30 protein-coding genes and 1 tRNA gene are annotated in these 26,946 nt (G+C 62.5%); 17 read left to right on the top strand and 14 right to left on the bottom strand.

Annotation, left to right across the window (positions count from 1 at the left end):
- Window positions 1–78 precede the first annotated feature (78 nt).
- On the top strand, window positions 79–1,092 hold the full coding sequence (locus AC1RZR_RS23905) for an alpha/beta fold hydrolase (protein ID WP_481826177.1): 1,014 nt from the start codon (window positions 79–81) through the stop codon (window positions 1,090–1,092).
- A gap of 53 nt (window positions 1,093–1,145) precedes the next feature.
- Window positions 1,146–1,427: a hypothetical protein gene (locus AC1RZR_RS23900; RefSeq protein ID WP_477275223.1), complete on the top strand. Its 282-nt coding sequence runs from the start codon at window positions 1,146–1,148 to the stop codon at window positions 1,425–1,427.
- Between the two features lie 141 nt (window positions 1,428–1,568).
- On the opposite strand, the gene AC1RZR_RS23895 is transcribed toward AC1RZR_RS23900, so the two are convergent.
- From AC1RZR_RS23895 to AC1RZR_RS23880, 4 genes are all read right to left on the bottom strand, one after another.
- Window positions 1,569–1,808, bottom strand: coding sequence for a hypothetical protein (locus AC1RZR_RS23895; RefSeq protein ID WP_481826176.1), 240 nt, complete (start codon window positions 1,806–1,808; stop codon window positions 1,569–1,571).
- Between the two features lie 29 nt (window positions 1,809–1,837).
- Entirely contained in the window at window positions 1,838–2,116 is a 279-nt protein-coding gene (locus AC1RZR_RS23890) for a DUF982 domain-containing protein (protein WP_477275220.1), read from the bottom strand.
- Window positions 2,117–2,269: 153 nt separating this feature from the next.
- A complete protein-coding gene (locus AC1RZR_RS23885; RefSeq protein WP_481826175.1) occupies window positions 2,270–2,587 on the bottom strand; it encodes an SH3 domain-containing protein in 318 nt (105 codons plus the stop codon).
- Between the two features lie 138 nt (window positions 2,588–2,725).
- The gene (locus tag AC1RZR_RS23880; RefSeq protein WP_481826174.1) at window positions 2,726–3,829 is read right to left on the bottom strand and encodes an NADH:flavin oxidoreductase/NADH oxidase; all 1,104 of its coding nucleotides are present in this window, start codon (window positions 3,827–3,829) and stop codon (window positions 2,726–2,728) included.
- Between the two features lie 237 nt (window positions 3,830–4,066).
- Here AC1RZR_RS23880 and AC1RZR_RS23875 point away from each other — a divergent pair, with 237 nt between their 5' ends.
- Window positions 4,067–4,645 carry an NUDIX domain-containing protein gene (locus AC1RZR_RS23875; protein ID WP_481829107.1) on the top strand — a complete coding sequence of 193 codons (579 nt, stop codon included), beginning with the start codon at window positions 4,067–4,069 and terminating at the stop codon, window positions 4,643–4,645.
- Between the two features lie 2,468 nt (window positions 4,646–7,113).
- On the opposite strand, the gene AC1RZR_RS23870 is transcribed toward AC1RZR_RS23875, so the two are convergent.
- Window positions 7,114–8,433: a hypothetical protein gene (locus tag AC1RZR_RS23870; RefSeq protein WP_481826173.1), complete on the bottom strand. Its 1,320-nt coding sequence runs from the start codon at window positions 8,431–8,433 to the stop codon at window positions 7,114–7,116.
- A 341-nt stretch (window positions 8,434–8,774) separates the two neighbouring features.
- Here AC1RZR_RS23870 and AC1RZR_RS23865 point away from each other — a divergent pair, with 341 nt between their 5' ends.
- Window positions 8,775–9,053, top strand: a complete 279-nt coding sequence (locus AC1RZR_RS23865) for a hypothetical protein (protein WP_481826172.1) — start codon at window positions 8,775–8,777, stop codon at window positions 9,051–9,053.
- Window positions 9,054–9,191: 138 nt separating this feature from the next.
- On the opposite strand, the gene AC1RZR_RS23860 is transcribed toward AC1RZR_RS23865, so the two are convergent.
- A tRNA-Leu gene (locus AC1RZR_RS23860) sits at window positions 9,192–9,277 on the bottom strand.
- Between the two features lie 275 nt (window positions 9,278–9,552).
- Window positions 9,553–10,218 carry an outer membrane protein gene (locus AC1RZR_RS23855; protein WP_481826171.1) on the bottom strand — a complete coding sequence of 222 codons (666 nt, stop codon included), beginning with the start codon at window positions 10,216–10,218 and terminating at the stop codon, window positions 9,553–9,555.
- A gap of 183 nt (window positions 10,219–10,401) precedes the next feature.
- On the opposite strand from AC1RZR_RS23855, the gene AC1RZR_RS23850 reads away from it, so the two are divergent.
- Both AC1RZR_RS23850 and ade read left to right on the top strand, forming a co-directional pair.
- Complete coding sequence (locus AC1RZR_RS23850) at window positions 10,402–10,779, top strand: SecDF P1 head subdomain-containing protein (RefSeq protein WP_481826170.1); 378 nt, start codon at window positions 10,402–10,404, stop codon at window positions 10,777–10,779.
- Between the two features lie 94 nt (window positions 10,780–10,873).
- The gene (gene ade, locus AC1RZR_RS23845; RefSeq protein WP_481826169.1) at window positions 10,874–12,691 is read left to right on the top strand and encodes an adenine deaminase; all 1,818 of its coding nucleotides are present in this window, start codon (window positions 10,874–10,876) and stop codon (window positions 12,689–12,691) included.
- 24 nt (window positions 12,692–12,715) lie between these two features.
- Here ade and AC1RZR_RS23840 read toward each other — a convergent pair whose 3' ends face one another.
- The 3 genes from AC1RZR_RS23840 to AC1RZR_RS23830 form a co-directional block, all read right to left on the bottom strand.
- Entirely contained in the window at window positions 12,716–13,879 is a 1,164-nt protein-coding gene (locus tag AC1RZR_RS23840) for an alpha/beta hydrolase (RefSeq protein ID WP_481826168.1), read from the bottom strand.
- A gap of 143 nt (window positions 13,880–14,022) precedes the next feature.
- Window positions 14,023–15,096, bottom strand: a complete 1,074-nt coding sequence (locus AC1RZR_RS23835) for an alpha/beta hydrolase (RefSeq protein ID WP_477275202.1) — start codon at window positions 15,094–15,096, stop codon at window positions 14,023–14,025.
- Window positions 15,097–15,195: 99 nt separating this feature from the next.
- A complete protein-coding gene (locus tag AC1RZR_RS23830) occupies window positions 15,196–16,599 on the bottom strand; it encodes an aminopeptidase P family N-terminal domain-containing protein (protein ID WP_481826167.1) in 1,404 nt (467 codons plus the stop codon).
- Between the two features lie 205 nt (window positions 16,600–16,804).
- Here AC1RZR_RS23830 and ilvA point away from each other — a divergent pair, with 205 nt between their 5' ends.
- Together ilvA and AC1RZR_RS23820 are read left to right on the top strand one after the other, a co-directional pair.
- Window positions 16,805–18,061: a threonine ammonia-lyase IlvA gene (gene ilvA / locus AC1RZR_RS23825; protein ID WP_481826166.1), complete on the top strand. Its 1,257-nt coding sequence runs from the start codon at window positions 16,805–16,807 to the stop codon at window positions 18,059–18,061.
- Window positions 18,058–18,618 (top strand): DUF1697 domain-containing protein, encoded by a 561-nt coding sequence (locus tag AC1RZR_RS23820; RefSeq protein WP_481826165.1) that lies wholly within the window; start codon window positions 18,058–18,060, stop codon window positions 18,616–18,618. Before ilvA ends, AC1RZR_RS23820 begins: the two co-directional genes overlap by 4 nt.
- On the opposite strand, the gene AC1RZR_RS23815 is transcribed toward AC1RZR_RS23820, so the two are convergent.
- Complete coding sequence (locus tag AC1RZR_RS23815) at window positions 18,615–18,920, bottom strand: DUF2218 domain-containing protein (RefSeq protein WP_481826164.1); 306 nt, start codon at window positions 18,918–18,920, stop codon at window positions 18,615–18,617. The two genes, AC1RZR_RS23820 and AC1RZR_RS23815, sit on opposite strands and share 4 nt — an antisense overlap.
- Before the next feature lie 145 nt (window positions 18,921–19,065).
- Entirely contained in the window at window positions 19,066–19,506 is a 441-nt protein-coding gene (locus AC1RZR_RS23810) for a VOC family protein (protein WP_095090732.1), read from the bottom strand.
- Between the two features lie 217 nt (window positions 19,507–19,723).
- On the opposite strand from AC1RZR_RS23810, the gene AC1RZR_RS23805 reads away from it, so the two are divergent.
- The 4 genes from AC1RZR_RS23805 (at window position 19,724) to AC1RZR_RS23790 (ending at window position 22,099) form a co-directional block, all read left to right on the top strand.
- Window positions 19,724–20,320, top strand: coding sequence for a cold-shock protein (locus tag AC1RZR_RS23805; RefSeq protein ID WP_379097252.1), 597 nt, complete (start codon window positions 19,724–19,726; stop codon window positions 20,318–20,320).
- Window positions 20,321–20,344: 24 nt separating this feature from the next.
- A complete protein-coding gene (locus AC1RZR_RS23800; protein ID WP_481826163.1) occupies window positions 20,345–20,908 on the top strand; it encodes a DUF192 domain-containing protein in 564 nt (187 codons plus the stop codon).
- 20 nt (window positions 20,909–20,928) lie between these two features.
- Window positions 20,929–21,696, top strand: a complete 768-nt coding sequence (locus AC1RZR_RS23795; protein WP_481826162.1) for an alpha/beta fold hydrolase — start codon at window positions 20,929–20,931, stop codon at window positions 21,694–21,696.
- Between the two features lie 163 nt (window positions 21,697–21,859).
- Entirely contained in the window at window positions 21,860–22,099 is a 240-nt protein-coding gene (locus AC1RZR_RS23790) for a hypothetical protein (RefSeq protein WP_481826161.1), read from the top strand.
- Window positions 22,100–22,105: 6 nt separating this feature from the next.
- Here the strand turns inward: AC1RZR_RS23790 and AC1RZR_RS23785 are convergent, their stop codons facing one another.
- Complete coding sequence (locus AC1RZR_RS23785) at window positions 22,106–22,708, bottom strand: HD domain-containing protein (RefSeq protein ID WP_481826160.1); 603 nt, start codon at window positions 22,706–22,708, stop codon at window positions 22,106–22,108.
- 209 nt (window positions 22,709–22,917) lie between these two features.
- Here AC1RZR_RS23785 and AC1RZR_RS23780 point away from each other — a divergent pair, with 209 nt between their 5' ends.
- The 3 genes from AC1RZR_RS23780 to AC1RZR_RS23770 all read left to right on the top strand — a co-directional run bounded on the left by AC1RZR_RS23780 (window position 22,918) and on the right by AC1RZR_RS23770 (window position 25,015).
- Window positions 22,918–23,529, top strand: coding sequence for a VOC family protein (locus tag AC1RZR_RS23780; RefSeq protein ID WP_481826159.1), 612 nt, complete (start codon window positions 22,918–22,920; stop codon window positions 23,527–23,529).
- Between the two features lie 281 nt (window positions 23,530–23,810).
- Entirely contained in the window at window positions 23,811–24,659 is an 849-nt protein-coding gene (cysE, locus tag AC1RZR_RS23775) for a serine O-acetyltransferase (RefSeq protein ID WP_379097267.1), read from the top strand.
- A 152-nt stretch (window positions 24,660–24,811) separates the two neighbouring features.
- Window positions 24,812–25,015 carry a DUF3126 family protein gene (locus AC1RZR_RS23770; protein WP_006200852.1) on the top strand — a complete coding sequence of 68 codons (204 nt, stop codon included), beginning with the start codon at window positions 24,812–24,814 and terminating at the stop codon, window positions 25,013–25,015.
- A 169-nt stretch (window positions 25,016–25,184) separates the two neighbouring features.
- Here AC1RZR_RS23770 and AC1RZR_RS23765 read toward each other — a convergent pair whose 3' ends face one another.
- A complete protein-coding gene (locus AC1RZR_RS23765; protein WP_481826158.1) occupies window positions 25,185–25,916 on the bottom strand; it encodes a hypothetical protein in 732 nt (243 codons plus the stop codon).
- A gap of 124 nt (window positions 25,917–26,040) precedes the next feature.
- On the opposite strand from AC1RZR_RS23765, the gene AC1RZR_RS23760 reads away from it, so the two are divergent.
- Entirely contained in the window at window positions 26,041–26,382 is a 342-nt protein-coding gene (locus AC1RZR_RS23760; protein WP_481826157.1) for a DUF6949 family protein, read from the top strand.
- A gap of 19 nt (window positions 26,383–26,401) precedes the next feature.
- Window positions 26,402–26,929: a gamma carbonic anhydrase family protein gene (locus AC1RZR_RS23755; RefSeq protein WP_477275175.1), complete on the top strand. Its 528-nt coding sequence runs from the start codon at window positions 26,402–26,404 to the stop codon at window positions 26,927–26,929.
- Window positions 26,930–26,946 lie beyond the last annotated feature (17 nt).

Genomic DNA, 26,946 nt, shown 5'->3' with positions numbered 1-26,946 from the left:
GGGCCGCCGGGTTTCGATGCAAGGTTGCAGCGGCACCGGATGCGGCTAAGCTCAAGCTGGTTCTCGTTCGGGTGAACAATGCTTCTGTCGATTCTGTCGTGGCTGCTTGCCGTTCTGTTGTCGCTGGCGATCCTGGGGATCGCCTGTCTGGTGCTGGCGACGCTGTGGATCGCGGCGAAGGCCGAAAGGCTGGTGCCGCCGGTCGGAAAATTCATCGAAATCGACAGCAACCGCATCCACTATGTCGACCAGGGCGAGGGGAGCCCGATCGTCTTCCTGCACGGGCTTGGCGCCCAACTCCATCATTTCCGGCACACTCTGTTCGGGCGGCTTGGTCCGGGCTACCGGTTGATCGCGCTCGATCGACCGGGGGCGGGCTATTCGGTGCGGGCGAGCGGCGCGACGGGCCGGCTGCCCGAACAGGCCGAGATCGTGCGCCGCTTCATTGAAGCGCTCAGTCTGGAAAAGCCGCTGGTCGTCGGTCATTCCCTGGGCGGCGCCATTGCGCTAGCCCTGGCAGTGGAACACCCCGAGGCGATTTCTGGCATCGCGCTCCTGGCGCCGCTGACGCACATGGAAGCCGATGGGCGCGAGAAATTCGGCTCACTCTACATTCCGTCACGCCTGTGGCGCTGGATCATGAGCTATACTCTGGCGATACCGACAAGCCTCAGATATGCGCTGCCGACGATGGAGTTCATCTTCGCGCCGCAGGTCCTGCCTGGCGACTACATGGTCGCGGGAGGCGGGTGGCTCGGGCTCAGGCCAGCCCATTTCTATGCCATGTCCTCCGATGTCGTGGCGATCGAGCGCGACCTTGGGCGCATCGAAGGGCGCTATGGCGAGATCGCCATGCCGGCCGGCATCCTCTTCGGCGATGCCGATCGCGTGACCCGCTTTCACACCCAGGGCGCGCCGATGAGGTCAAGGATCGAGGGGCTCGATTTCGAATTGGTCGAGGGGATGGGGCACATGCCGCAATTCGTCGCGCCGGAGCGGATCGTGGCCTTCATCAAGCGCGTCGCCAACCGGGCCTTCGCTGGCCGGACATCACCGCGGCCTCACGACAATTTCACTGAACCATTCGGCTGATTGCCGGTTTTACCCGTGTCGCACCCAAGGCGGCCAAGACACGGAGTAATTCAATGGTCACGAAACTTCTCGCAGCCTCCGTTCTGACGATCGGTCTTGCCACATCGGCAATGGCGCAATCGTCGGACAGCACCTATTCCAGCCAGCACAACTGGCTCTTCGGCAACGAGCAATCCTCGGCTGTCGACAACAGCACCACCGGAAGCATCAACGGCGATCGCTCAGGATTGAACACTTTGGGAAATCTCGGCCCGGCCGGGCCTTGTGCCTCCAACACCGCCGGTCCCGATGCGAATGCCCAAGGGAACGTGAACGATCAGTATTGCGGCAAATAGTCGAAGCATGATCCCGAAAGTGGGTACCGGTTTTCGGCAAAAATCATGCTCGCAAGCTAGAGCCCGCAGGGCAGTCGCTGGCCCCGGAACGTCTTCTCTCCGGACGTCTGCGGTCGGCGTGCTGCCTGCCCAATATTGAAATTAGTCGGAGACTTCCGTCTGCGGCCGGTCGCGGCCGTCGGCCAGTTCCTCGTGCCATTTGCCTTCGGCGTCCTCGTACTGGATGCCGTCCGTGGCTCCGGCGACCTGCTGCTCGGCCGAAGCGATTTCGGCGGCGCGCAGCGCGTCCAGATGCGTGGGAAACGTCTCCGAGAAGGTCGCTCCGACCTTGTAGGCCCAGCCGCCGTCATGCTCGACGATCTTGTAAGTCAGCTTCGCCATGAAAACCTCCAGTTGAAAGGCCCGTCTGCTCAATGCAGCCGGTCGTCGCGCAGTTTGTCGTCGGGCACCAGCACTTCCGATTCCTTGGCGGCTTCAATCAGCGCCCGGCGCGCATCCGCTGTCGAACGATAACCTTCCAGCACTTTGAGGCAAGTGTCGAGGGCTTCACGATGGCGCTGGCCGCGATTGAGCGGCCACACGGTCATCAGGCACTCCGCCGCTTCCTGGGCACTGCGGATATGGCGATATTTGCCGACGTGGCCAAGTTCGACGACGACCGGCACTTCAAAAGGTTTGTTGTCCATCATGGCCGCAACGCAAATCAGCCAATTTGGTTGCAACCGTGGCCGTTAGGCTGCGCCCAAACGTCGCGTCACGTTTGCGACGCGCTTTAGCTCTTTGTTTGATGCATGTCGTTATCCCAAAACCGGATCCACTTTTGGGTGACATGCACGGGCGTGTCAGTAGCCGCAATCGTTGTGCAGCCAGCGTGCGTTTGCCCAGCCGGTCCTGCCGCCGATCTCGACCTGATACCAGTTGCCGCGCCGGTCGAAGATTTCGGTGTGGTCGCCATTGAACAGCTGTCCGATCATCCGCGACGACGAGTTCGGCCGTGTCCGCACAGCGAGAAAGCCGCTGCCGGTCGCCAGATTGTAGCGGCTGGACAGGCCGTGCACCGTGCCCTCGCAATATTGCGCGCCGGCCGGCGTCGATGCGCCAATCCAAAGGCCAGCCACGGCTGTCAGCGCTGCAACCGGCAACAATGCCCTGAACGACATGATTTCCTCCCAAGCCCGGGCGAGCCCGCCGCAGCCTTACCCAAGGTAACAGTTCGCGAACAGAATTGAAGCGGAGCTGTGGCCAACTGTCCAGAAACTACGGGCAGGGACCGCCCCGGTATCGGCAGAACGGGCCGATCAGCCCGCCGCCTTCATCCAGTGCTGCATCGTCGTCACCGAGCGGGCAAGCTGCGGTGCCGGGTGGATTGTCTCGCTGAACGTGGCCGCCGCACGCCATCCCCAGCGTGGATCGGCCAGGAAGGCCCGCGCCAGCGCCACCATGTCGGCTCGGCCCTCGGCGACGATCGCCTCGGCCTGCTTGGGGTCGTCGATCAGGCCAACCGCACGGGTCGGAATGCCGGCGCCCCTGCGCAGGGCTTCCGCCAGGTGCACCTGGTAACCGGGGCCCGTGGGCAATTTCTGCAACGGTGAATTGCCGCCGCTCGAGCAGCAGAGATAGGCGACGCCGACGTCCTTGAGTGCTTTCGCCACGTCGATCGCGTCTTCCACGTCGAAGCCGCCATCGACCCAGTCCTTCACCGACAGCCGTGCGCCGAGCATCAGCTTTGGCGTTGCTTTGCGCACCGCCTTGGCGATCTCGACGGCAAGGCGCATGCGGTTTTCCAGCGAGCCGCCCCAGCGGTCGGTGCGCTGGTTGGACAATGGCGACAGGAACTGGAAGATCAGATAGCCGTGCGCGGCATGCAGTTCGAGGAAGTCGAAGCCGGCGCGCTCGGCCCGCCTTGCCGCCTCGGCGAAGCGCTCGATGAGCTGCAGGATCTCCTCGTCCTCCAGCGCGCGCGGCACGTTCCAGCCGGTGTCGTAGGCGATGGCCGAGGCCGAGATGGTCTGCCAGGGATCCTCATTTGGCTGCAGCGGCCCGCCGCCCTCCCAGGGCTTGCGGTTCGAGGCCTTGCGGCCGGCATGGGCAAGCTGCGAGCCGAACTTCGTGCCGGGTGCGGCGACGCGTCTGGCCGCATCCAGGGTCCGGCGGGCGGCCGCCTCATTGTCTTCGGAATAGAGGCCAAGGCAGCCATGCGTGATACGCCCGCGCCGCTCGACATCGGTCATCTCGACCGTGATCATGCCGGCGCCGGACATGGCAAGGTTCATCCAGTGATAGAGGTGCCAGTCGCTGGCCGAGCCATCTTCCGCGGAATACTGGCACATCGGCGCGACCGCGATGCGATTGGGAAAGTTGAGGCCGTCGAGGGTGATCGGCTGGAAAAGCGATGCTGTCATGAAAAAGGGCTCCGGGAGGGGTAAGCCGCTATCTAGGCAATGGATCGAAGGCGCGCCAGACACGAGACGGTGACACGCCTTTTTGGACCGATTGCCTGCATTGCGCAAACGCCGGTTCGCGGCTACGCCTCAACCAGCCAATGCATGTCGCCCCAAAAATGGCCCCGGTTTTGGGAGAACGACATGCATAGACAGGAGCATGAAGCGCGTCGCCCGCGCTTTGGCATGGAGACCATGATGGAAGATCGCATCCGCATCCGTTCGGAGGAAATCCTCTCCGACGACTGGGCTGTCCTGAAGAAGACCGTCCTCGACTACCGCCGGCGTGACGGGCAGTGGGAGACGCAGATCCGCCAGACCTACGATCGCGGTGACGGCGCGGTGATCCTGCCTTACGATCCCTCGCGCTCGACCGTGCTTCTGGTGCGCCAGTTCCGCTATCCCGCCTACGTCACCGGTCATCGCGAGCCGCTGATCGAGGCCTGTGCCGGCCTGTTGGACGAAAACGATCCGGAAACCTGCATCCGCAAGGAAGCCGAGGAAGAACTGGGCTACCGGCTGCAGAATGTGGAGCGGCTGTTTTCACCCTATATGAGCCCCGGCAGCGTCACCGAGCGGCTCTGGTTCTTCGTCGCCCGCTATTCGCCCGCCGACCGCATCTCGGCCGGCGGCGGTGCAGCGGACGAAGGCGAGGACATCGAAGTGCTGGAAATGCCGCTCGAGGAGGCGCTGGCCGGCATCGCCGATGGCCGCATCATCGACGCCAAGACCATCATCCTGATCCAGCATTTGAAGCTGAACCCGATCCCTGCTTGAAGCGCCGGCCTTCTGGCGCCTTACATCCTGTCGTTTGGTTTCAGCGTGCGCGCATGCGGCGCGCGCAGGCCGGCCCGGGGCCGCGCATATAGTGGAGTTCTGGCCGGTAGCGAGGTGCAACGAATTCGCGAAACGCTGATGCCAACCGGGTGATCAAGGCCCAACGCCCCATGACCCAATCCCGGCAAGACGCCGCTGCAGGAGCCTGTTCATTGCCGATTTTTGTCTGTGCTATCCACATGACGGCAACGTCCGCGACGCTGAAGCCGATACGGTCTCGCGTGATGGACCGCTTGAACAAAAGACCGAACCGGATTGGGTCGCCGTCAGAAATCCCCATGAGGTGTCGGACGACAAGAGGGCTATGCCCAAGGCCGTGACCAGGAACACTGCGGGAAGGCCGAACAGAAGCTTACGCGACATCATTGTCCCAACCTCACACGCCGGTGTCGATGTGGAACAGCGTCTCTGCGCCGGCGTGCCTGAAGTTATGGGAGCAAGAACCGTGCCAAGCTTGCCCAGCCCGCGTTTCCCGCCGGACCAATCCTGGCCGACGCCGCCTGAGCCAGCGCGCGCAGATGTCCCGTAATGGGTCATTTGCGCTGGCATCAGAATTGCAGTGTCAGCAATGCCGGGTGTTGGGGCCGGCAGTCGGGGCGGGTGGGGGCCTCGCCGCTTCGCAAATGGAGCGGCGAGGCTTTTTCATTCAGCCATAAGCTTTCAGTTCAGCCATAAGCTTTCAGGCGGCTCGACAGCCGTCGGGGTGGCGAGAGGCCGCCGAGCCTAACCGGCTTGGGGTTTCTTGTTGGGGCAAGCCGGCTAAAGCCAATCCTAATATTAGCAACTCTGCAGCAGAACCCTGTTTGGACGTTTTCCCCCGCTATTGGCCGCGCAGCTTTCGGAGGGCTATTGGCAACAGAGGGATGTCAGGTGTGCTGCAAAGCGACAAAGTCGTAAGCAAGCGCCGGTCGACAGGCTTGGCCCGGATCACGGCTCAATACATTGGGATCTGGTGGCGGCTCTTCGGTCGCGAAACATCACGGCCGCGACCGCAGACCGGTGTTCTTCACGGCCACTCCTGACTACGGGCCAGCAGAGGGAGCGCAATCGCGACTGGAGCCAACTTTCGATAGCGCCAAGTCAGAGCGCCAAGCAGTCATTGAACCGTAGGTTTCGGAAGAAACTTTGGATCCTGCAGATCACGGCCCAATCTCGTTGCCTGACCAGGGCTAAGGAGGACCGGGAACGGTTCGCCTGCCGTCGGGAACATGCGCAAGACGACTTGGCCCATCTCCTCGCTCATCGTTACATCCCATTTTTCGAGAGCTATCGTCCTTTTTGCGAGAGCTATTGCCCTTTTTTCAGCCGCCATCTGATTCCCCTTCGTCCGTCCCCAAGGCAATAATCGCGCAACCCGAAGGCGAGTGCAAGCGGGCGCCTCGCGCGGGGGTGCTCGACGATTTCAGCGCGAGTGGGGGCGGGAGCACATTTCGCTGTTTCGATGATGCCGGCTTTGCTGTGGGAAACGGCCCGGCACCGGGCGGCCCAGCGGCCTGGTTGCCAGTGTGATTGGCAGCTAGGCCGCCGGGCCTGACCGGCGGGGCGGGTTGGGGCGGCGCCGGCTGGCGACGATATATATGCTTCTGCTAATATAAGCGGAACACACCCATATGAACGAAGGTAGTAGCCAAAGGTGGAGCATAAACCGGCCACCTCCTACATCGTGAGCGTTTTCGAGAAGCTGCATTGGCGGCCCGTGCTGACCACCAGAGACAAGGCCAAATGCTGGCGGCGGCAAGGAGACCGGCGACAAGGTGGGGGTCGAGGAGATCACGCCGAAAGTAAAGCGCTGACGGGAGCGGATTTTTTACCGGGGCGGCCCAGCGGCTTGGGTCGTGGGGGACTAGCAGCGGTGGCCGCTGGGCCTGACCAGCCAGGCTCGAGGAGGCGCTGTGCTGGCTGAGCCGAAGCATGCTCTCACTCTAATATAAGAGCCAGAGCGCATCCGCATGAAGGCTACCGCCGAAAGGTGTAGTTTCAATCGCAAGGGCGCGTTTGACAGGAGTTCGATCCTGCCGAAGCCGCTTTGCCGATGGCCTGTACCACCTAAAACCCGAGCCAAGTTCTCGCGCGGCGTCTGGTCGTCAAGACATTGGAATGTCGCGATCAATCGACGAAAGCATGGGGTGATAACCGCTTAACCTACGACGTGCCGCTCCCCCCACATCTTTAGATTGTGAGGGCTTTGCCGGATCTCGGATGTAGGTCTTCCGTCCAAGGCAATCACAATGCCAAGGCCTACTGCGACGATGCCAGCGAGCACCAACAACGTGACCGCGACCCGAGCGTTGTTTCGTTTGCCTTCCAAGGCTTTGCTGAGATCGTCGAAAACCGATTCCATATTCGAAATTCTAAATCGGAACTGGTCGAAAGCGGTATCCCTAAAAGCCGGCGGCAAAAATGGGGGATCACGGGCGCTTGCGACGACTGCGGATGATCCATGAAGATGCGGCGATCGACGAGGAGACCAGGCCGAGGATCAGGAGAAAAGCCGAAAGGCCCGCGATGTCGTCCTTCGCGGCCGGCCAGTAGGTCAACATTTTGTCGCGCCCCGCACCCGCCACGACCAGGGTCCAAAGAACGTACGACACTATCACCGCCATGAAGGCGGGACTTGCGTCGAAATAGCGATCTGTTGTCAGCCGGCGGATCATGGCAACTAGGAGGACGGTATTGATCATGGCGGCAAAAGGAGGCCCCCATATGCCAAGTCCGCTGTGGTCGTTGAGGTCGACGCCGACATAGGTGATAAGGGCGTCAATCTGGGCGACCAGGGCAAGAAAGGTCAAGCGAGGCTCGGCGAACGCGGCGACCATCATGGTGATCTCGAAGGCGTAGAAGTAGCGCTCGTGCATCTTTGGCAGCGCCCACGGCATCAGCTGCAGGCAGACAGCCGCCGCCAGGATGGCAAACAGCGGCGTCCAGGCTGCCTCACGGGCAACTCTCAATGAAAACGCTAATCCCGCCAGCGCGGCGAGCACCAGGCCGACAACGACCCCTGCGTGGTAGAACTCGTTTGGCACGAAGATCCAGAGGTTCGCGGCGTTCTTGGAGAGCTCCTGGAAGAACTCGGCCTGGGCCTGATAAACCAGCAGCACGTCAAGGACGGACCTGCCGAGTAGGAGCAGAGGAACGGCGGTCAGCGCATAGACAATTGGGACCAGAGCCAGCCATGCCCAGTGGAGCTCGCGTCGCAGAACGAGGGCGAAGATCATGGGGCCGAAGAAAATGGCCTGCAGCTTGATGCTCACGGCGAATGCGAAAGCCGCCATGGCCCCAACCGGGCGTCTCTGGCAGATCGCATGCAGGGAAACCATGATGAAGAACGTCCAGATCGCATCGGCTTGGGCCCACAGGGCGCCATTGAAGATGACGCTCGGGGCCAGCCAGACCGCTGCAAATGCCCAAGCTGGCCGAGTGAACGAGTTGGTCGAGGTTGCGACGAGCCGATAGGCCATAGCCGCGCAACCCAATTCGAAGGGCAGCGATATCAGCTTGATGGAGGCGAAGACCGGCAGCCGGTCATGCAGAAGTGTGATGGCATAGAATGCATAGCTGTACAGCGGAGCGTAGTTCGTCAGCCCCTGCCGCAGGCTGTCCGCCCCCGCCGAAAGACCCAGTTCATACCACTGGACGAAGAGGCCGGCATCTGTTGGCGTGTAATCGCGGGCGAGGAATCTAACAGCGAGGCCGGCAGCCAGCGCCAGGCCGATGATCGCCCACGACACGACGTTATGCGAAAGGCGCCTCCGGCGACCGTGCAGAGCGCGGTCTCGCCAACGATTAGCCTGATCAGCACCTATGTTAAGCTTATCCACGCCCTTCCCCCGTAAGCAGAATGCGACTCATGGCGGCTGGTGTCCAGATGCACTTGCGAGATGCGCGAACGGCTCTGGACACGCGTCCAGACCCTCGCAGGGACGTCCTAAGGGCATGAAGCGACTGGCGACCACGTGGTGCGGACGAAGGGGTTCGAACCCGTACGATCAGAGGCCGAGGGATTTTAAGTTCTTTGAGACTTTACCCGTTGCTGGTAGGCTGCCTGGTAAGGAGAGGAAGGGGAAAGCTTATGATCTGTAGCACCTTGTTCAGTCGCGCGGTCGTCACTTGTGGCATGCTTGCGATCTCTTCGGTGGCAGGCAACGGCTTGGACGGCATTTTGGGGTTTCGCCTCGTCAGTCCGGTGGAAGCAAAGACGGTCGTGATCCAGAGGACGACCATCTACATCACGACCCTGCCCAAAGGATGCGTGAAGACCACCTACAGCGGTGGGGCCGTGGTCTGGAAATGCGGGACGAAGTATTACCAGCCTTACAAGAACCGCTACGTGCTGGTTTACATCAAGTAAGGGCGCTGGCCTCACCGGAGAGGCCGTGAAAGCTTTCGCCAAGTCACCGGCGGGACACCGCACGCCGGCTGCCGTTCGGTTGCGGTCCCTGGATCGTCCGAGGCAGCCTCCTTTGCCTGGAGGCGCGGCAGCCGAAAATGGTGCGGACGACGGGAATCGAACCCGTACGATCAGAGATCGAGGGATTTTAAGTCCCTTGCGTCTACCAATTCCGCCACGTCCGCAGGCCAGCCCTTTTCAGACGCCAGACGCAGGCCGTCAAGTCGTGTTCTCGGCCACGTCTGAATGCGGAAACCAGACAAGCTGGCGTGGCGGTACTGGTGTGATCACGGAATTATGCGCGCTGCAGGCCCTGCTACAATATTCTTCGGCGGATCAGATCCGCTACGGCCGGCGCCTCTCAGGCCCAACCCATTACCCCGCCCAACTGGGAGCGTCGGCCGCCCCCTTGAAATCGCAGCTACGATATTGGCCGGTGGCGTCCCGCTGCCGGTGAGGTTCAGAACTTGTAGCTCAGATTGATGCCGACTGTGTTCAGCTTCACATCCTGATCGCGGTCGGTGAAATCACCGGACGCGTCATAATGCTCGGAGCCAAAATCGTAGTAGCGATACTGCGCGCCGACGACGAACTTGTCGGTCAGCGCGTAATCGACGCCGGCGCCCACGGTCCAGCCGACACTCGTGCGTGAGCTGTCGAAGGCCGTGCCTGTCGCTTGCGAGGTTTCGATGCCGGCAAAGGCGATGCCGCCAATGCCGTAGACCAGCGCGCGGTCCATGGCGTAGCCGGCCTTGGCGTTGATCGACCCGAACCATTTGATGTCGGTGCCGAACGTGTTTCCCGGTTCCGCTTCGGTCGTGCCGTCGACCGAGGAATAGTTGAGGTCGGCCTCGCCGCCGAGCACCGCCTGGTCGAACTGCCACAGGCCGGCGATATGGCCACCGACAAAACCGCCGTCGATGTTGGGCGAGGCGGAAAATGGCTCGCCCTCTGTTCCTGATATATCGGATTGGCCCCAGCCGTATCCGGCCTGCAGGCCGGCGTAGTAGCCGGTCCAGTCGAAGCCGGGCGCGGTCATCGGCACGTCGACCATAGGGTCGGCCGCGGAAGCCGGCACGGCCAGAGCGGCAAGAAAACCGGCACTTGCGACCATCAGGCGACGCACATCGAACTCCCCGAAATGGCGGTTCAGAAAGGTCCTTGCGAGGAACCTAACCCGATTTGCGACAAAACGGAATCCTATTTCGGCCGATGTCGCTCTCGCCGTGCCCGGGAGGGCAGCCCGAAGTGGCGGCATTGCCGCGGCAGCATTGCCGTGCAAGATCGGCGGTTTAAGGAGAAAATCCTGATGCGTGCCTTGTTTCGCCTGATCGCCGCAGCGGCCATCGCGCTCCTCGCCTGCGGCCTCGGCATGGCCGAGCCATTGACGCTGGCCATTGCCAAGGCGGTGGTCGTACCCGATCCGGCGCCAGGACAAGTGGCGCTCAACCTCAAGATGACACCGGACAGTACGCAGGCATTCGCAGCCTTCACCAAGGCGAATGTCGGAAGGACGATCGATCTCAGCGTCGGCGGCAGCGTCGTGATGTCGCCGCGGCTGGTCGAACCCATCCTCGGCGGCGAGGTCCTGATCAGCGGCCGGTTCGCCAAGGGTGAACTCAGCCGTCTGGCGGAACGGATTTCGGCCGGAAAGGCGAAAGTCACGATCGACGTGAAGGCCCAGTAGGCTCCATAAGGCGCAGTAGATCCCAAGCTCTCCGCTGTTTGACGCTGGTCAAAACCCCACCGGCTTGGCACAGTCGGGCAAACAGGAGTTTTTCATGGCAAAGAAGCCGTCGGCCCATGCGACGAAACCCAAACCCTGGACCGAAATGGCGACGCAGCTGGTCGATGTCGCCATGGGCCGCACACCTGCCGATCTCGTCATCCGCAACGGCCGCTGGGTGAACGTCCATTCGGGCGAGATCATCGCCGGCACCGACATCGCCATTGCCGGCGGGCGCTTCGCCTATTGCGGGCCGAACGCCAGCCATGCCATCGGCCAGGGCACCAAGGTGGTCGACGCCGCTGGGCGCTATCTGGTGCCCGGTCTCTGCGACGCGCATATGCATGTCGAGAGCGGCATGGTGACGGTGACCGAATTCTGCCGCGCGGTCATTCCGCACGGCACCACTTCGATGTTCATCGACCCGCACGAGATCGCCAATGTGCTGGGCCTGCCGGGCGTGCGGCTGATGCATGACGAAGCCGTCGCGATGCCCATCAACGTGCATGTGCAGATGCCGTCCTGCGTGCCTTCGGCGCCGGGGCTGGAACATGCCGGCGCCGAGCTGACGGTCGCCGATGTGGCGGAAGCGATGACGTGGGAGAACATCATCGGGCTGGGTGAGGTGATGAACTTTCCCGGTGTCGCCGCCAACGACCCGGTCATGTCCGGCGAGATCGCGGCTACCGTGAAAGCAGGAAAAACGGTTGGCGGCCACTATGCCTCGCGCGATCTCGGCCTGCCGTTCCACGGCTATGTCGCCGGCGGCCCCGAGGACGATCACGAGGGTACGCGCGCCGAGGATGCCATTGCCCGTGTGCGCCAGGGCATGAAGGCGATGCTGCGGCTGGGCTCGGCCTGGTATGACGTCGCCTCGCAGATCAAGGCGGTGACCGAGAGCGGCATCGACCCGCGCAACTTCATCCTGTGCACCGACGACAGCCACTCCGGCACGCTGGTCCATGAGGGCCATATGGACCGGGTGGTGCGCCACGCCATCCAACAGGGGTTGAAGCCGGTGACGGCAATCCAGATGGCGACGCTCAACACCGCCCAGCATTTCAAACTGGAACGCGAGGTCGGCTCGATCTCGCCAGGGCGGCTGGCCGACCTGCTGATCGTCTCGGATCTTTCCGCCATGACCATCGATGAGGTCTATGCGCGCGGCGTCAGGCTGGCCAAGGGCGGCAAGCTCGAAATCGACATTCCAGCCTATGACTACCCGAAGACGGCGAAGAACACCGTCAAGCTCGGCAAGAAACTCAAGGCCGGCGACTTCGACATTGCGGCCCCCAAGGGCGCCAATGAGGTGCGCGTGCGGGTCATCGGCGTCATCGAGAACCAGGCACCGACCCGGGCGCTGGAGGCCGACCTGCCGGTTGAGGACGGGCTGGTCGCGATGGATCGCCGCAACGATGTCTGCCAGATCGCGCTGGTCGAGCGCCACAGGGGCACCGGCGGTGTCACCAACGCCTTCGTCTCCGGCTTCGGCTATATGGGCGATTGCGCCATGGCCTCCAGCGTGGCGCACGATTCCCATCACATCATCGTCGTCGGCACCAACAAGCAGGACATGGCGCTGGCCGTGAATCGACTGGGGGAGGTCGGCGGCGGTGTCGTGCTGTTCTCGAAAGGCAAGGAACTGGCGCTGGTTGAAATGCCGATCGCCGGGCTGATGTCGGACGAGCGGGCGGAGATCGTTGCCGCCAAGGCCGAGAAGCTCACCGAGGCGATGCGCAAGATGGGCTGTTCGTTGAACAACGCCTATATGCAGCACTCGCTGCTGGCGCTGGTGGTCATTCCGGAACTCAGGATTTCCGACGTCGGGCTGATCGACGTGACGACATTCCAGAAGGTCGATCTCTTCGTTTGAGATCGGTCGTCAGCGCTCGGTTTTTCACCCGCCAGTGGCGATGGTCAGCACCTTGAACGGTGTGGTGATGACGACCTCGGCCACCGAGCCGACCGCCTTGCCGAGGCCCTGGCCGAGATTGTTGAGCTGCGCCTGATCGGGTTCGGCCGAGGCTAGGCCGGCTGGCGCGCGCAGGCGGTCGCCGAGCAATTGCACCAGGATCGGGTTGTCGGCGAATTTTGCGTGGTTCAGGCGGTCGCCACCCTTGGCCTGGGAAAGGTCGACGACCGACACGCCATAGCTGGCGAGGTCGGCCGCATTGCCGTAGTCGCCGACACGCGGCTTGTCGCCCGAGATCAGGGAGGACAGCTTGAGAGCCCGATCATCCGCCGAGAGCAGGATGGCGAACGGCTTGTCGGGTTTGCCGTAGCGGATCATCTGCTTCTTGAACACATCGACATCGATGTCCGGCGAGGCCAGGATGACATAGCCGAGCTTGCCGTCGAGGTCGCGGTCGCCGGTGATGGCGAGTTGGCGCAGCGCCTCCATCGTCACCCACGTTCCCATCGAGTGAGCGATGATGTCGATGCTCTTGACGCGCGTCTTGGTCAGCATCCTGAGCGTCGCTTCGAGGTCGTCGCGCGCCGCGTTGGCGCTTTCCTTGTCGTAGATATAGCCGGTCGGCTTGCCGCTCGACGCCCAGGAGAACAGCACCGGCGTGCCGGGATATTTGGTGTCGTGGGCGATCTGCGTCAGTCTGTAGATGCCGTCGTCGAAGCCGTTGTTGAAGCCGTGCACGAAAACCAGCGCACGATCGCCGCGCATGGCGATGTCGGCGCCAACCGCCTTGGCGAATTGCGGCGCGCCTTCGTAGAAGGTGACGTCCTTGGCGGTGAAATCCTTGGCTGGATTGCTGTTTGCGGATCCCTTGACCCGCTCGATGGCGCCGACCTTGTGACTTTTGGGAACGGTGACGTCGACCCGCGCAAAGCTGGTGGTCAGCGAGCGATCGCCGCCATACACCTGTCGCGGGTCCTTTGTGGCCCTCAGGCGTGTCGTGGCGACGAAGATCTCATGCGTCGCCGCAATGTCGGAGGCGGGCACCGCGACCGTCGTCTTGTTGAGCAGATCATGCGTCTTCTGGCCGGCGCAGCCAGTGACAGCGAGCGCGAACGCGACGATGAGGAAACTCTTCAAACGCACGGTCACACGCCGGCTCCCGCAAAGGGGGACGTCAAACGCATGACGTCGCTGGCTATTCCGATAAAGCCAGAGGCCGGCGCGGTCCAGTTCAAAGTGAAGCGATATGTCCGCAATGCTGAACTGGCACCGCGAAAGCCTCGCGAATGCATCTATTGGCCGAGCAGGCCAATGCGATCGGTCACGTCGCGATCGCTGGCAAAACCGTCATCGTCGCGCAGCCGCTGGCCGATCATCTTCACCAGTTCGGGATTGTCGGCGAATTTGGTGTGGTTGAAGCTGTCGCTACCCTTGACCTTCGAGAGGTCGACGACCGTCACGCCGTAAGAGGCAAGATCGGCGGCATCCTTGTAGTCGCCGACGCGCGGCCGCGAGCCGGCGATCAGCCCGGAGAGCCTCAGCGCCCGATCGTCGTCGGACAACAGCAGGATGAATGGCTTGTCGGGCTTGCCATAGCGCCGCATCTGGCTCTTGAACACATCGACATCGATGTCGGGCGAGGCCAGCACCACGTCACCGAGCTTGCCGCCGAGATCGCGGTCGCCGCTGATGGCCATCTGGCGCAGCGTTTCCATGGTGACCCAGGTTCCCATCGAATGGGCGACAATGTCGATGCGCCGCGCGCCGGACTGCTCCAGCATCCGCAGCGTCACTTCCAACTGGTCACGCGCCGCGCTGGCGCTCTCCTTGTCATAGACATAGTCGGTGGTCTTGGCGCCTGAGGCCCACGAGAACAGGACTGGCGTGCCCGGATAGCCGGAATCATGGACGATCTGGGTCAGGCGGTAGACGGCGTCGTCGAAGCCGGTGTTGTAGCCATGCACGAAGACCATGACGCGGCCGCCACGCGCCGCGATGTCGGCGTTGAGGGCGGCGGAGAATTTCGGCTGTGTATCGTAACCGACGACTTCGGATGCCATGAAATACTTGGCCGGGTCATTCGATTTGCCGCGCGAACGGCGCTCGATCTGGCCGGTCTGGTGGGCACCTGGCACCGTGACATTGACGCGGGCGTAATTCAGCGTGGCCGAACGCTCACCGTCGAAAACCTTGTTTGGATCGTCGGACTTCTTGCGCGTCGTGGCGATGAAGATGCTGTGATTGCCGGCAATCTCCGTCACCGGCGCAGCGACGATGGCGCTGCCAAGCAGTTCCTGTGTTTGCGTGCCGGCGCAGCCGGAAACGAGCAAAGCGAGGACAACGGCAAAGATCTTCTTCAAAGGCACTTAGAAATTCCAACTCCGGCCAAAAGGCCTGTCTACCCCCGCGACACCTCCGGACAGCCAGAGTGCGGCAGAACTAAGTCGTGTCCAGCCGAAATATGATCAGCGCCCGGTTACGGCCATCGCACTGTTGCGCGAAAGCCAAAATGGCGGGAGAAACGCCGGAATGTTGGAAAAGGGCAGTACCTCCGGCTTGAGGCGGATGCCGAGCACATCCGCCATGAAGCCGCGCCGCGCCTCGATGCGGCCCCAGGCCTCGGGATAACGCGCTGCGATCTCCTCGCGCAGAGGCTCGTCGGCGAGCGCGATGCCGTCTTCGATATTGGTGGTGAAATAGGCGCTGCCGGTCGCCGGAATGATGTCGACCTGTAGCGCCATGCCGGATCGCAGCCTGATGTCGGAGCCGGAAAACACCGGAGAATGCATCCACTCGTCGATATGGACGAGATGGCCTGGATTGAGTGAAACACCGAAGAACGGATCGCCTATGCGGTCATGCACCGCCTTCCACAGCGTGCCCCCCGCGGTGCCGATGCCGATTGCTTCGTACCAGTCGACGACGGCGGCAAAATAGGGCGCGACCAGCCTGTCGACATAGTCGCGGATGTCCGGTGGAAGCTCGGACGCATCCTCGGCGAGGAAGCCGGCGCGCGCATTGAGCGCGCCCTGGATGCCATAGGCCATGGTGATCGGGTCGCCGCGCCGGATGACATCGAGGCGCGGGCTGGGCAGGCCATAGGCGGCGCGCTTGCCTGCCGACAGCATCGGGTGACAGCCATGCGGCAGTCCGTTCATGCCCATCAGCCGGGCCGCCTGCAGTTCGGTCATGCCGGGCTCGATGCCTTGCAGGACATTGCGCAGCCCCTGCGAAGTGAAGGTCGCTGCAAACTCGAAGGCAGCCAGTTGGTCGGCCTCGTTGAGGGCGCGCAGGCCGTCGGTGGGGTTCATCAGCAGATTGGCCGCGTTCACAACCGAACCCTTGTCGCCAGCGAGCGCGCGCAGCGTATCGGCGATGAAGGATGGCAGGTCGAGCGCCGTTTCGCCGAACCCGGTGTCACCCGCGCCGAACGGCTTCCAGCCAATGGCGCCGATGCGCTGGCCGGGTTTCAGGCCGCAATCGGCGAGGATGTCGGGAAGCGCGTCCGAGCGATCGCGCGGCTGCGCCGGTAGCGAGAAGGTCTGATAGAGCACGCGCTCGTACGGCCCGTCGCAGAGTTCGGCATAGCCCCAGCCTTCATTGCCGACGAGAAGTTTTGCCTGCCGTCCGGGGACGATGATCAGCAGCGTTTCCTCGAAGCGCGGATCGTAGCCTGAGAGATATGCCACATTGGCCGCGTGTTCGCGGTCGCCGTAGATGGCGAAGGCGTCGAGGCCGGCCTTGGTGCCTATTGCCGTCAGCGCCGCGATGCGGCTTTCGTGACTGGCGCGCGCAACCAGCGGCATCACCGTCGGTTCGCCGAATTCCGGCAACAACATGGATTTCAGGCCAACCGACGCGACAGGCATGAACAAACGCCTCCAAGTGCTTGCAAGGATTCTGCGAATGCCCGTTGCGGAGGGGCATGGATGGCCGGACAATGGCGTCGCGGGGCCGGATATGCAATAGCCGGGATCGGGCCGCGCGACGGCAGGGCGCTCAACAACAGCCGGTGCGCGGCCCGATCGATGATAGAGGTTCCGCAGACGACACGCGGTGCGAGGTGGTTTTCCGATGAACAGTTTTTCTTCCCGTGTTGCAGTCGCGGCCGCCGCGATCCGCCAGATTTTTCCGGAAACGCCGCTGCAGGAGAATGACTATCTGTCGAAGAAGACCGGTGCGCGGGTGCTGTTGAAGCGCGAGGACCTGTCGCCGGTGCGCTCCTACAAGATCCGTGGCGCCTTCAACTTCTTCCGCAAGACGCTCGCGGCCGGCAACGAGGCCGAACTGTTCGTCTGCGCTTCCGCCGGCAACCATGCGCAGGGCTTCGCATTCGTCTGCCGCCATTTCGGCAAGAACGGCGTGGTGTTCATGCCGGTGACGACGCCGCAGCAGAAGATCGACAAGACCAGGCTGTTCGGCGGCGATTTCGTCGAGATCAGGCTGGTCGGCGACTTCTTCGACGATTGCTATCGCGCCGCCTTCGAATTCACCGAAAGTTCCGGCGCTCACATGGTGCCGCCCTTCGACCACAAGGACATCATCGAGGGGCAAGCGACTGTCGCCTATGAGATTGCCGATCAGATGCCGGGCGCACGGATGCCCGACATCATCCTGCTGCCGGTCGGCGGTGGCGGACTGGCCGCCGGCGTCACCCATTATTTCGCCGATCAGGGCCGGGAAGCGCGCTTCGTCTTCTGCGAGCCGGCCGGCGCGCCGAGCCTGCGCGAAAGCCTGTCTGCCGGAAAGCGCCTGAAGCTCGCCAAGGTCGACAATTTCGTCGATGGAGCCGCGGTGGCCGAGATCGGCCGCGAGCCGTTGCGTCATCTCAAGGATTTTCCGGCCGACACCGTGCGGTTGATCCCGGAAAACCGGCTCTGCGCCACCATGATCGAGATGCTCAATGTCGAAGGCGTCGTGCTGGAGCCGGCTGGCGCGCTGGCGATCGACGCGCTCAAGGATTTTTCGAAGAAGGAGATCAGGGGCAAGACGATCGTCGCGGTGGTTTCGGGCGGCAATTTCGATTTCGAGCGGCTGCCGGACGTGAAGGAGCGGGCGCTGCGCTTCGAGGGCCTGAAGAAATACTTCATCATCCGCTTTCCGCAGCGGCCGGGTGCGTTGCGCGATTTCCTTGAATTGCTTGGGCCCGACGACGACATCGCCCGCTTCGAATATCTGAAGAAATCGGCCCGCAATTTCGGTTCGGTGCTGATCGGCATCGAAACCAGGGATCGCCGCAATTTCGACCTGCTCAAGGCGAACTTCGAGGCCGAGGGCGTCCAGTATCAGGACATCACCGACAACGAGACACTGGCCGGGTTCATCATATGAGTGGTCGAGGAAGAACCTTCGTCGCACTGTTTTCCGGCATCAATGTCGGCGGCAACCGTATCGTCAGGATGGCGGAACTGCGGTCGTTCTTCGAGGATCTCGGCTTCTCCGATGTCGCCACCTATGTGCAGAGCGGCAACGCTGTGTTCCGGGCGAAGAAGGCTGACGCGGCGGCGCTGACGAAACAGATCGAAACAGCCTTCGAGAAGAAATGGGGATTTCATTCGCGCATCATGGTGCGCGATCTCGGCTGGTTCGAGCGGCTGGTCGCGGACAATCCATACCCGGAGATCGCCGAAGAGCCGACCAAGCTCCATGCCTATGTGCTTGAGCGCGAGCCGACAGGCGATGAGGTGGCGCGGCTGGCCGAAAAGTGTACCGGCCCCGAACGGTTCGAAATCAAGGGCGACGTGCTCTATCTGCACGCGCCGGACGGGCTTGGCAAATCGGTTTTTGCCGGGCTGATCCCGCGCACGCTGAAAGTACCGGGCACCGCGCGCAACTGGCGCTCGGTGCTGGCGCTACAGGAGATGGCCGGTCAGGCCGGCGGAGCTTAGCTGGTCGTTTGAGCTGCCGTGGCGGGCTTCCAGTCGAAGGTCAGTTCTTCGCGGAAAGCGAAACGCTTGATGTGATCGGCGACGACGCTTTCCAGGCGCTCCAGCGATCCGCCTTCCTCGGTTGACACCGTGATAAGCAGTGCGCTCGCATCGGCATCCATGACGGCGCGCCCGAGCGAGAGATCGATCGTGCCGTGGTTCGGATCGAACTCGACGGGGAATTTATGCGCCCAGTGCTTGCACAATTGCTGCAAATAGCGGCTGGCATGTTCGGTGGGGACTTCGGCACGGCTGGTCGGCATGAGTGAATTCTCCGGGAGGGCAGGCGCCCATTGCTTGACATGGCGCCAGACTTGCAAGCCTGGCGCGACAGCCGGATAGATAGGTGCCGTCGTGCAAAATGCCAAAGGCTGCCGGGCAATCTCTGCCCGGCGCCATGGTCGAAGCCTACCAGCTTCCGGTGTTCGCCATTGACGCCCACGGTTCAGCCTTGGCCTTGGCCGGGCCTTTCTGCAGGAGCTCGATCGAAATGCCGTCCGGCGACCGGATGAAGGCCATGTTGCCGTCGCGCGGAGGCCGGTTGATGGTGACGCCATTGTCCATCAGATGCTGGCAGGTGGCGTAGATGTCGTCGACCTCATAGGCGAGGTGGCCGAAATTGCGCCCGCCCTTGTAGTCTTCCGGGTCCCAATTGTAGGTCAGTTCGACCAGCGGCGCCTTTTCGTTGACGCCGCTCTCCTCGTCTTCCGGCGCGGCGAGGAAGATCAGCGTGAAGCGGCCTTGCTCGTTTTCGTAGCGGCGCACCTCCTTGAGGCCGAGCTTGGCGCAGTAGAAGTCGAGCGAGGCATCGACGTCGGCGACGCGGACCATGGTGTGCAGATAGCGCATGTCATTTCCTCGATAAATTGCGTTGCGGCGCAACATAGGGTCGACCCGGTCAAAGGGCAATCGTTCGGCAGTGCACAGTGCCGGCAAAGAACAAATCCGGTATTCCCCCAATGAACCGTGAAAAAAGGCACGTCAGGTCTTGCACACACCGGAAGCCGCAGTGTTAATCTAGCGTCAAGAATCAGTTGCGGTGTTCTTGAAAAAAGGGGGCATTCTTATGGGGGAAAAGGCCTCTTTGACGGGGCGGGACGGACCCCTTGGCGACGCCTTGCATCGTGACGAAGGCGGCGATGCCGCCGATCTGCTCGAAATCGCCGGCGCCATCAAGTGGTTCGATGTGGCCAAGGGCTATGGTTTCATCCTCCCGGATGACGGCATCTCGGGCGATATCCTCCTCCATGTGACATGTCTTCGAAGGGATGGCTTCCAGACGGCCCTGGAGGGTGCGCGCGTGGTCTGCCTCGTCAAGCATGGCGATCGCGGATTGCAAGCCTTCCGGGTGCTCTCGATGGACCTGACCACCGCAGTCCATCCGGCCGAAATGCAGGAGCAGCGCACCCATATCGCGGTGACGCCGGAAAGCGGCCTCGAGCGCGCCTTGGTGAAGTGGTTCAACCGCACCAAGGGGTTTGGTTTTCTCACCCGCGGCGAGGGCACCGAGGACATCTTCGTCCACATGGAAACCTTGCGCCGCTACGGCATCACCGAGCTTCGGCCCGGACAAGTTGTGCTGGTTCGTTTTGGACGCGGCGACAAAGGCCTTATGGCTGCCGAAATTCACCCCGATATGGGCACCTTGCCGGCTTCGCACTAGGACGATTTCGGTCGAGGACTTTGAATGGCTCACAGGAACTGGCTGACGGCGGGTGTGGTGTGCGCCATTGTCGCCGTGGCCGTCGCCGTGAGCGCTTACTTCTATTCCGACCGGCCGACCGCGGCGGACAGCCGGGCGATGCTTCTTCCCGTCGATTCCGTGCCGCTAATTGTGGTGACGAAGAGCGGGAACCGCTCTTTTTCGATTGAAATCGCTGACACCCCCTCGGAGCGCGAGGCTGGGCTGATGTACCGCCAGGACATGGCGGACGACCATGGCATGCTGTTCGTCTTCGATATCCAGCAGCAGGTCAGCTTCTGGATGCAGAACACGCCGATGCCGCTGGACCTGATTTTCGTCGGCCAGGACGGCAAGATCCGGGCGATCAAGCATGGCGATCCGCAATCCGAGGCCATCATTTCGCCTGGCGTGCCGGTGCGCTTCGTGCTCGAGCTCAAGGCTGGCACCGCTGCCAGGAACGGCATCGAGTATGGCGACCTGTTGCGCCACCCGGCCGTTGGCACCGTGTCTGGTCCCAGCATGCCGCCAGCGGACAATGGCGATGCGCCCAATGGCGGTGCCGGTTGAGTGCGCGGGCGGGGTCGCTGATGCAGGTTTTCACCCATGACGGCTTCGATCTTGCCTTCCTCGACCGCCAGCCGGCGTCGGGTCAGGGCGATCCGGTGCTTATGATCCATGGCTTCGCCTCGAGCCACTATGTCAACTGGGTGTCGCCTGGCTGGTTCAAGACGCTGAACGATGCCGGTTACCGCGCCATCGCCTTCGACAATCGCGGCCACGGCTCTTCTTCGAAGAGTTATGACGAGGCCGACTACACGCCGGTCAAGATGGCTTCGGATGCCGCAGCCTTGCTCGGCCACCTCGGCATCGAGCGCGCCCATGTCATGGGCTATTCGATGGGCGCGCGCATCGCCGCGTTCCTGGCGCTGTCCGATCCCGACAAGGTGGCGACGCTGGTCTTCGGCGGTCTCGGCATCGGCATGATCGACGGTGTCGGCGATTGGGATCCGATCGCAACCGCTCTTCTTGCCGACGATCCGGCCACGGTCACCCATCGGCGCGGGCGATCGTTTCGCGCCTTCGCCGACCAGACCCGCAGCGACCGCCGGGCGCTGGCCGCCTGTATCGCCACCTCTCGGGAGTTGCTGAGCGAGGAGGATCTTGCCCGCATCGCCCAGCCGACGCTGGTTGCCGTCGGCACGACGGACGACATTGGCGGCTCGCCCGACGAGCTTGCAGCGCTGATGCCGAACGCCAGGGCCTTTCACATCGAGGGCCGCGACCATATGCTGGCGGTCGGGGACAAGGCCTTCAAGCAACGCGTGCTGGAGTTCTATGCCGAAAATCCGCTCTGAGCGGACGGTGAGGGGAGCGGGCATAAAGTGGCACAATGGGGCAGAAGCACGGCCGCTATACCGGACGCGGTCGTGCAGGGGTTTGCTCGCCTAACGTTCAGTCGTCCCGGCGCTGTCGGCATTCGCGGCGGGCGCGATTGCGATAACCATCCTGGTGGTGGCGATGCCGAGCGACGCTTCGCAGCTCACCCAGAACATCGCCAAGGTTTTCTTCATGGCGGTATTCCTGCTCGCCGCACCTTTGGCGCATGTTACCGATACGGTTTTCGGCGTGATGGCGCTGGTGGGTTCGAACGACAATCGTGCGCTTGGCATTCTCGGGATCATTCTCAACGGCCTGTCGGTGATGGCAGGGCTGGCTCTCCTTGCGGCGATGGCATCGACGATAGGCGCCTTCACCTGACTGTTCTCAGCCTGCGGTGAGGGCTTCCAGAGACCGCGCCATGTTCGCTCGGGCCTGCGGTTCGAAGCGCTGGCGAAACTCTTCGGTGTGGAAGATGTGCGGGCGGGCGAGGAAATTCTTCAGGACCGCGCTGCGGCCGGCCCGCCACATCGGCTCTTCAACCCAGGCATATTCGCGCCGAACCGCCCGTTCATAGGCGTCGAAGGCATCCGGCGCGGCACCCAGGATCGACAAATCCATGTCGAGGAAAAGACCGGCATCCCGTGCTGCTGTGGCGTCGTCAAACAGCGGCAGTTGGTGCGTGGCGGTAGCGACGATCATCGCCGAGATGCGGTTGAGGCGCCCGGCTTCAGTGCGGCCCGCGAGCTTTTTCTCCGCAAGGGCGGCACTTTGCGCCTCGTTGTCCTTGGCCCTGCTGTCATAGATGGCGTCATGGAACCAGATCGCCGCTTCGACCGCTTCGGGGTCATCGAGCAGCCCTCGATAGTCGCCTGCGAGCGCAAGCATCGCCTCGATATGGGCCAGGTTGTGATAGTGGCGGTCTTTCACGCTGTAGAGCGCCGAAAGCTCGCGCTTTTGCGGCTCGTCGATCAAGGGTCTGTTTTCCATGGCTGCGTCACTATCCACGCAATGAGATGATCCCGGCATCCTGGGCCAAAACACGGCACAGCGGAAGGCTGCGGGGGAGCCATGGTGCCACACCCGATTGACCAAATCGAAGGACGGCAGGAAGCTCCTTGCCATGAGCAGGATCCACGCGGTCACCCGCTCGGACGCATCTTGTCATTTTCAAAGCACTCAAACCCAAGGAGCCTGACATGACCACGATCGACATGAAGCTGGAGGCCGTCATCATTTCCGTTTCGGATGCCGATCGGGCCAAGCGGTTCTATGGTGGCCTGGGTTGGAGGCTCGACGCCGACTTCGTCGTTGGCGATGCGTTTCGGGTCGTGCAGTTCACGCCGCCGGGGTCACCATGCTCGATCCATTTCGGCAAGGGACTGACGACCGCCGCGCCAGGCTCGGCAAAGGGGCTTTATCTCGTGGTGTCCGATATCGAGGCGGCGCGTGCCGAAGTCGTGGCGCGCGGGGTCGATGCGAGCGAAGTGTTCCACCGTGCGGGCCCTGGGCAGCCGCCGATCAGCGGCAGACATCCGGAGGGGCGCAGTTATTCCTCCTATGCCTCGTTCGGCGATCCGGATGGCAACAACTGGCTGCTGCAGGAGATCACCCAGCGATTGCCGGGGCGCGTGGATGCCCTCGACACGACATTCACCTCGTCGGCCGAGCTTGCCGCCGCGCTGCGGCGTGCGGCGGCCGCGCATGGCGAGCACGAGAAGCGGACCGGCGGACAGCGGGATGAGAACTGGCCCGACTGGTACGCCGAATACATGGTAGCGGAACAGGCCGGCAAGCCGCTGCCGACTTGAACAGCGGCCATTGTTGCGGCGGTCATCGCCATAGCGGCGAACTTGGGCACGCTGGCCACCAGACCGCTACACCTTCCGCGGTCAAGCGCGGAAGGCTCGCTTTCGGTGGCTCATGGATCAAGGGTTCGTTTTCCATGGCTGCTTGAATTCCCGCGAACCAAATCCATTTGACACAGCACTAAGGAAAATTGAGTTCAATCGTGCTACGATCTGGCTTATATGCCGCCAGACAACAGGCAAGCACAACAGGCAAGCCCGGCAGGACGCAGGACGAGACGGCGATGAACAGCATCAGCATTTCCCGACACAGCGCATTGCAGCCGGTCGACCCGATCTGGCGCTCCATCCGCGACGAGGCGATGGAGGCGGTCAATCGCGACCCGCTGCTCGCCGCGTTCCTCTATTCGACCATCCTCAACCAGGACAGCCTGGAAGAAGCGGTGATCCATCGGCTGGCCGAGCGGCTCGACCATCAGGACATCGGCTCCGATCTCATCCGTCAGACCTTCAAGTCCATGCTGGCCGACGACAAGGACTGGCCGACGACCGTGCGCGTCGACATCCAGGCCTATTACGACCGCGATCCGGCCTGCGACCGCTTCATCATGCCCGTGCTCTATTTCAAGGGCTTTCACGCCATCCAGACCCATCGGCTGGCGCATTGGCTGTGGAAGCAGGGCCGCAAGGACTTCGCCCTTTACCTGCAGAGCCGTTCGTCGTCGGTTTTCCAGACCGACATCAACCCGGCCGCCCGCATCGGCAAGGGCATCTTCATCGACCACGCCACCGGCCTCGTCGTCGGCGAGACCGCGGTCATCGAGGACGATGTGTCGATCCTGCATGGCGTGACGCTGGGCGGCACCGGCAAGGCCGGCGGCGATCGTCACCCCAAGATCCGCTACGGCGTGCTGATCGGAGCCGGCGCCAAGATCCTCGGCAACATCGAAATCGGCCATTGCTCGAAGATCGCGGCAGGCTCGGTGGTGCTGTCGCCTGTGCCGCACAACAAGACGGTTGCCGGCGTGCCGGCCCGCGTCGTCGGTGAGACCGGCTGCGATCAGCCGTCGCGCCAGATGGACCAGCTTTTGCCGTCACAGACGATGGATCAGGTCGTCAGCTTCGACATCTGATTTTCATCTGCCCGCTGCCTGTAGCCGGAGTCTAGCCGCAGGCAGGAGCGGGCGGTTGTTCTCGTCTTATCGGGCCGCTTGCCTTTACATCGCCATTGTCGACGTGCCAGAAGCGCCTTCGAACGAGCAAGCCCGATGATCGGAGAAGACTGTTGAAGCCGGACGAAATCAGAAAGCTGGACGCCTATTTCAAGCGCGTCTTCCAGAACCCCAAGCTCGAGGTCAAGGCACGGCCGCGCAAGGAAGATTCGGCCGAGGTCTATGTCGGCGACGAGTTCCTCGGCATCGTCTTCAAGGACGAGGACGACGGCGACTACAATTTTTCGATGGCGATCCTCGACATCGATCTGGCCTGAGCCAGCCATCCAGTGCTCGGCCGGCTCCGCCACGAATGCGGCCGGCCAGCCCGATCTCCAAGCTTTCCTAGAGCAATTCCAGGAAAAGTGTGAAACGGTTTTCTGTCCGGAATTGCGTCAAAACAAAGAGATAGAGCGGTTCTGCATTTCCGTTAAACGGGTAAACCGCTTAATGTCCTGTTTTCAGGATGCGCGCGGCTTCGGTGGCAATTGCCGCGTCGAGCGCCTGCCAATCGCCCAGAAACTCCCTGGGGAAGCGATAGGTGAGGCTGAGCTCGTCGCCGACCTGGATGTCGCGCTCGCAGGGCGCCAGCGATTCCTCGGCACTCGGACCGCTCAGGCAGCGGGCCACGAACGGGTCCTTGCCGGGGCGCTTGCCGACAACCAGATCCTCATTCAGGTATCCTGATTTTTCATTGAAGCCATACACCGTCGTGCCGCCGGGGCCGGCAATGCCGGGTTGGGTAATCAAAGCGCTGTAGATCGGCGCGAAGCGACCGCTCATGTCGCGCGACATCATCTGCTGTTCGAAGGACAGGAAAATGATGTTCCTGCTCGCTCCCATGTGATTGAAATCGTCGCGCGCCGGCTCGCTGTAGCCGTCCATCTGGGGATAGCGCAGATAAAGGTCGAGCCGCGAGGCGATGCCGTCGCGCCGCGCCTGGGCGAAACGGATGGCGTTGGCCGGCACGGCGATGACATTGTTGCCGATCACCACCTGGTGGATCGTTGGGTCGTCGGTGTATCCGGCCATCGCGATCGAATGGCCGAACCATTTGCCGCCGAGGCTGATCGCTACCGACAGCAGCGCCAGCGCCGCGAATGCGTAGAACACCCGCCTCATCAGCACGGAATCGACCACGGTGAGTTCGGGGCCGTCGGTGGTCGCTGCCTGTTTCATCTCAGTCCTCGGATCCACGCTGCTGTGCGCCTTTGGGTGTCCCTGGGCGGCACACATCGCACGGCACGGCTCTTGCAGCCTTCATGGCACGACTGTGCAATTTCATGGTAAATGGAACGTAAAGATGAGCTCTCTGGCACTCACCGTATTCGCTTTTGTCGTCGGACTGACGGCCTGCGGGCTGGCTGGATCGATGATGGAGCTGGTATCGGGCCGCAAGGTCGCCTTCACTGAGCCCTATGTGTCGCCGTCGCATCTGCTGCGCTCGCTGCTCGCCACCGCTTGTGCCGGTCCCTTCATGCTGGCCAACGACGCCCTCGATGCCCGGCGGGAGCGCCGCATATCGACCTTGGCGCTGATGTCCTGCGGTTGCACGGCGATTGCCTGGGCGCTGGCGCTGGGCGTCGTTGTCCTCGCCATTGCCTCGTGGGCGATCGGTCTCCTAGGCTCCAGCCTTCCAGGCTGAGACGATTCGGAGACCGAAAATGCCGCTTTATGCGATCGATGGAGCGGAGCCCAGCTTCGCGGATGTGGACTCAAACTGGATCGCGCCCGATGCGACTCTGATCGGCGATGTACGCGTCGGCCGCAATGCCGGCATCTGGTTCGGCACCGTCATTCGCGGCGACAATGAACCCATCGTCATCGGCGCCGACACCAATGTGCAGGAACACACGGTCATGCACACCGATCCCGGCTTCCCGCTGACGATTGGCGAAGGCTGCACGATCGGCCACCGCGCCTTGCTGCATGGCTGCACGATCGGCGACAACAGCCTGATCGGCATGGGCGCCATCGTGCTGAACGGCGCCAGGATCGGCAGGAATTCGCTGGTTGGCGCCGGGGCACTGGTCACCGAAGGCAAGGAATTTCCGGACAATTCGCTGATCGTCGGCTCGCCGGCCAAGGCAATCAGGGTGCTGGACGACGCGGCTATTGCCAGACTGCGCGGCTCGGCGGCTCACTACGTTGCCAATGGCAAGCGCTTCAAGGGGGGATTGAAGAAGGTTTGAGGCCAGCGTGTCCGGCC

Source organism: Mesorhizobium bavaricum (genome assembly GCF_056781655.1).
The sequence above is the reverse complement of the archived record's forward strand: the minus strand, read 5'-3'. Positions and strand labels throughout refer to the sequence as shown.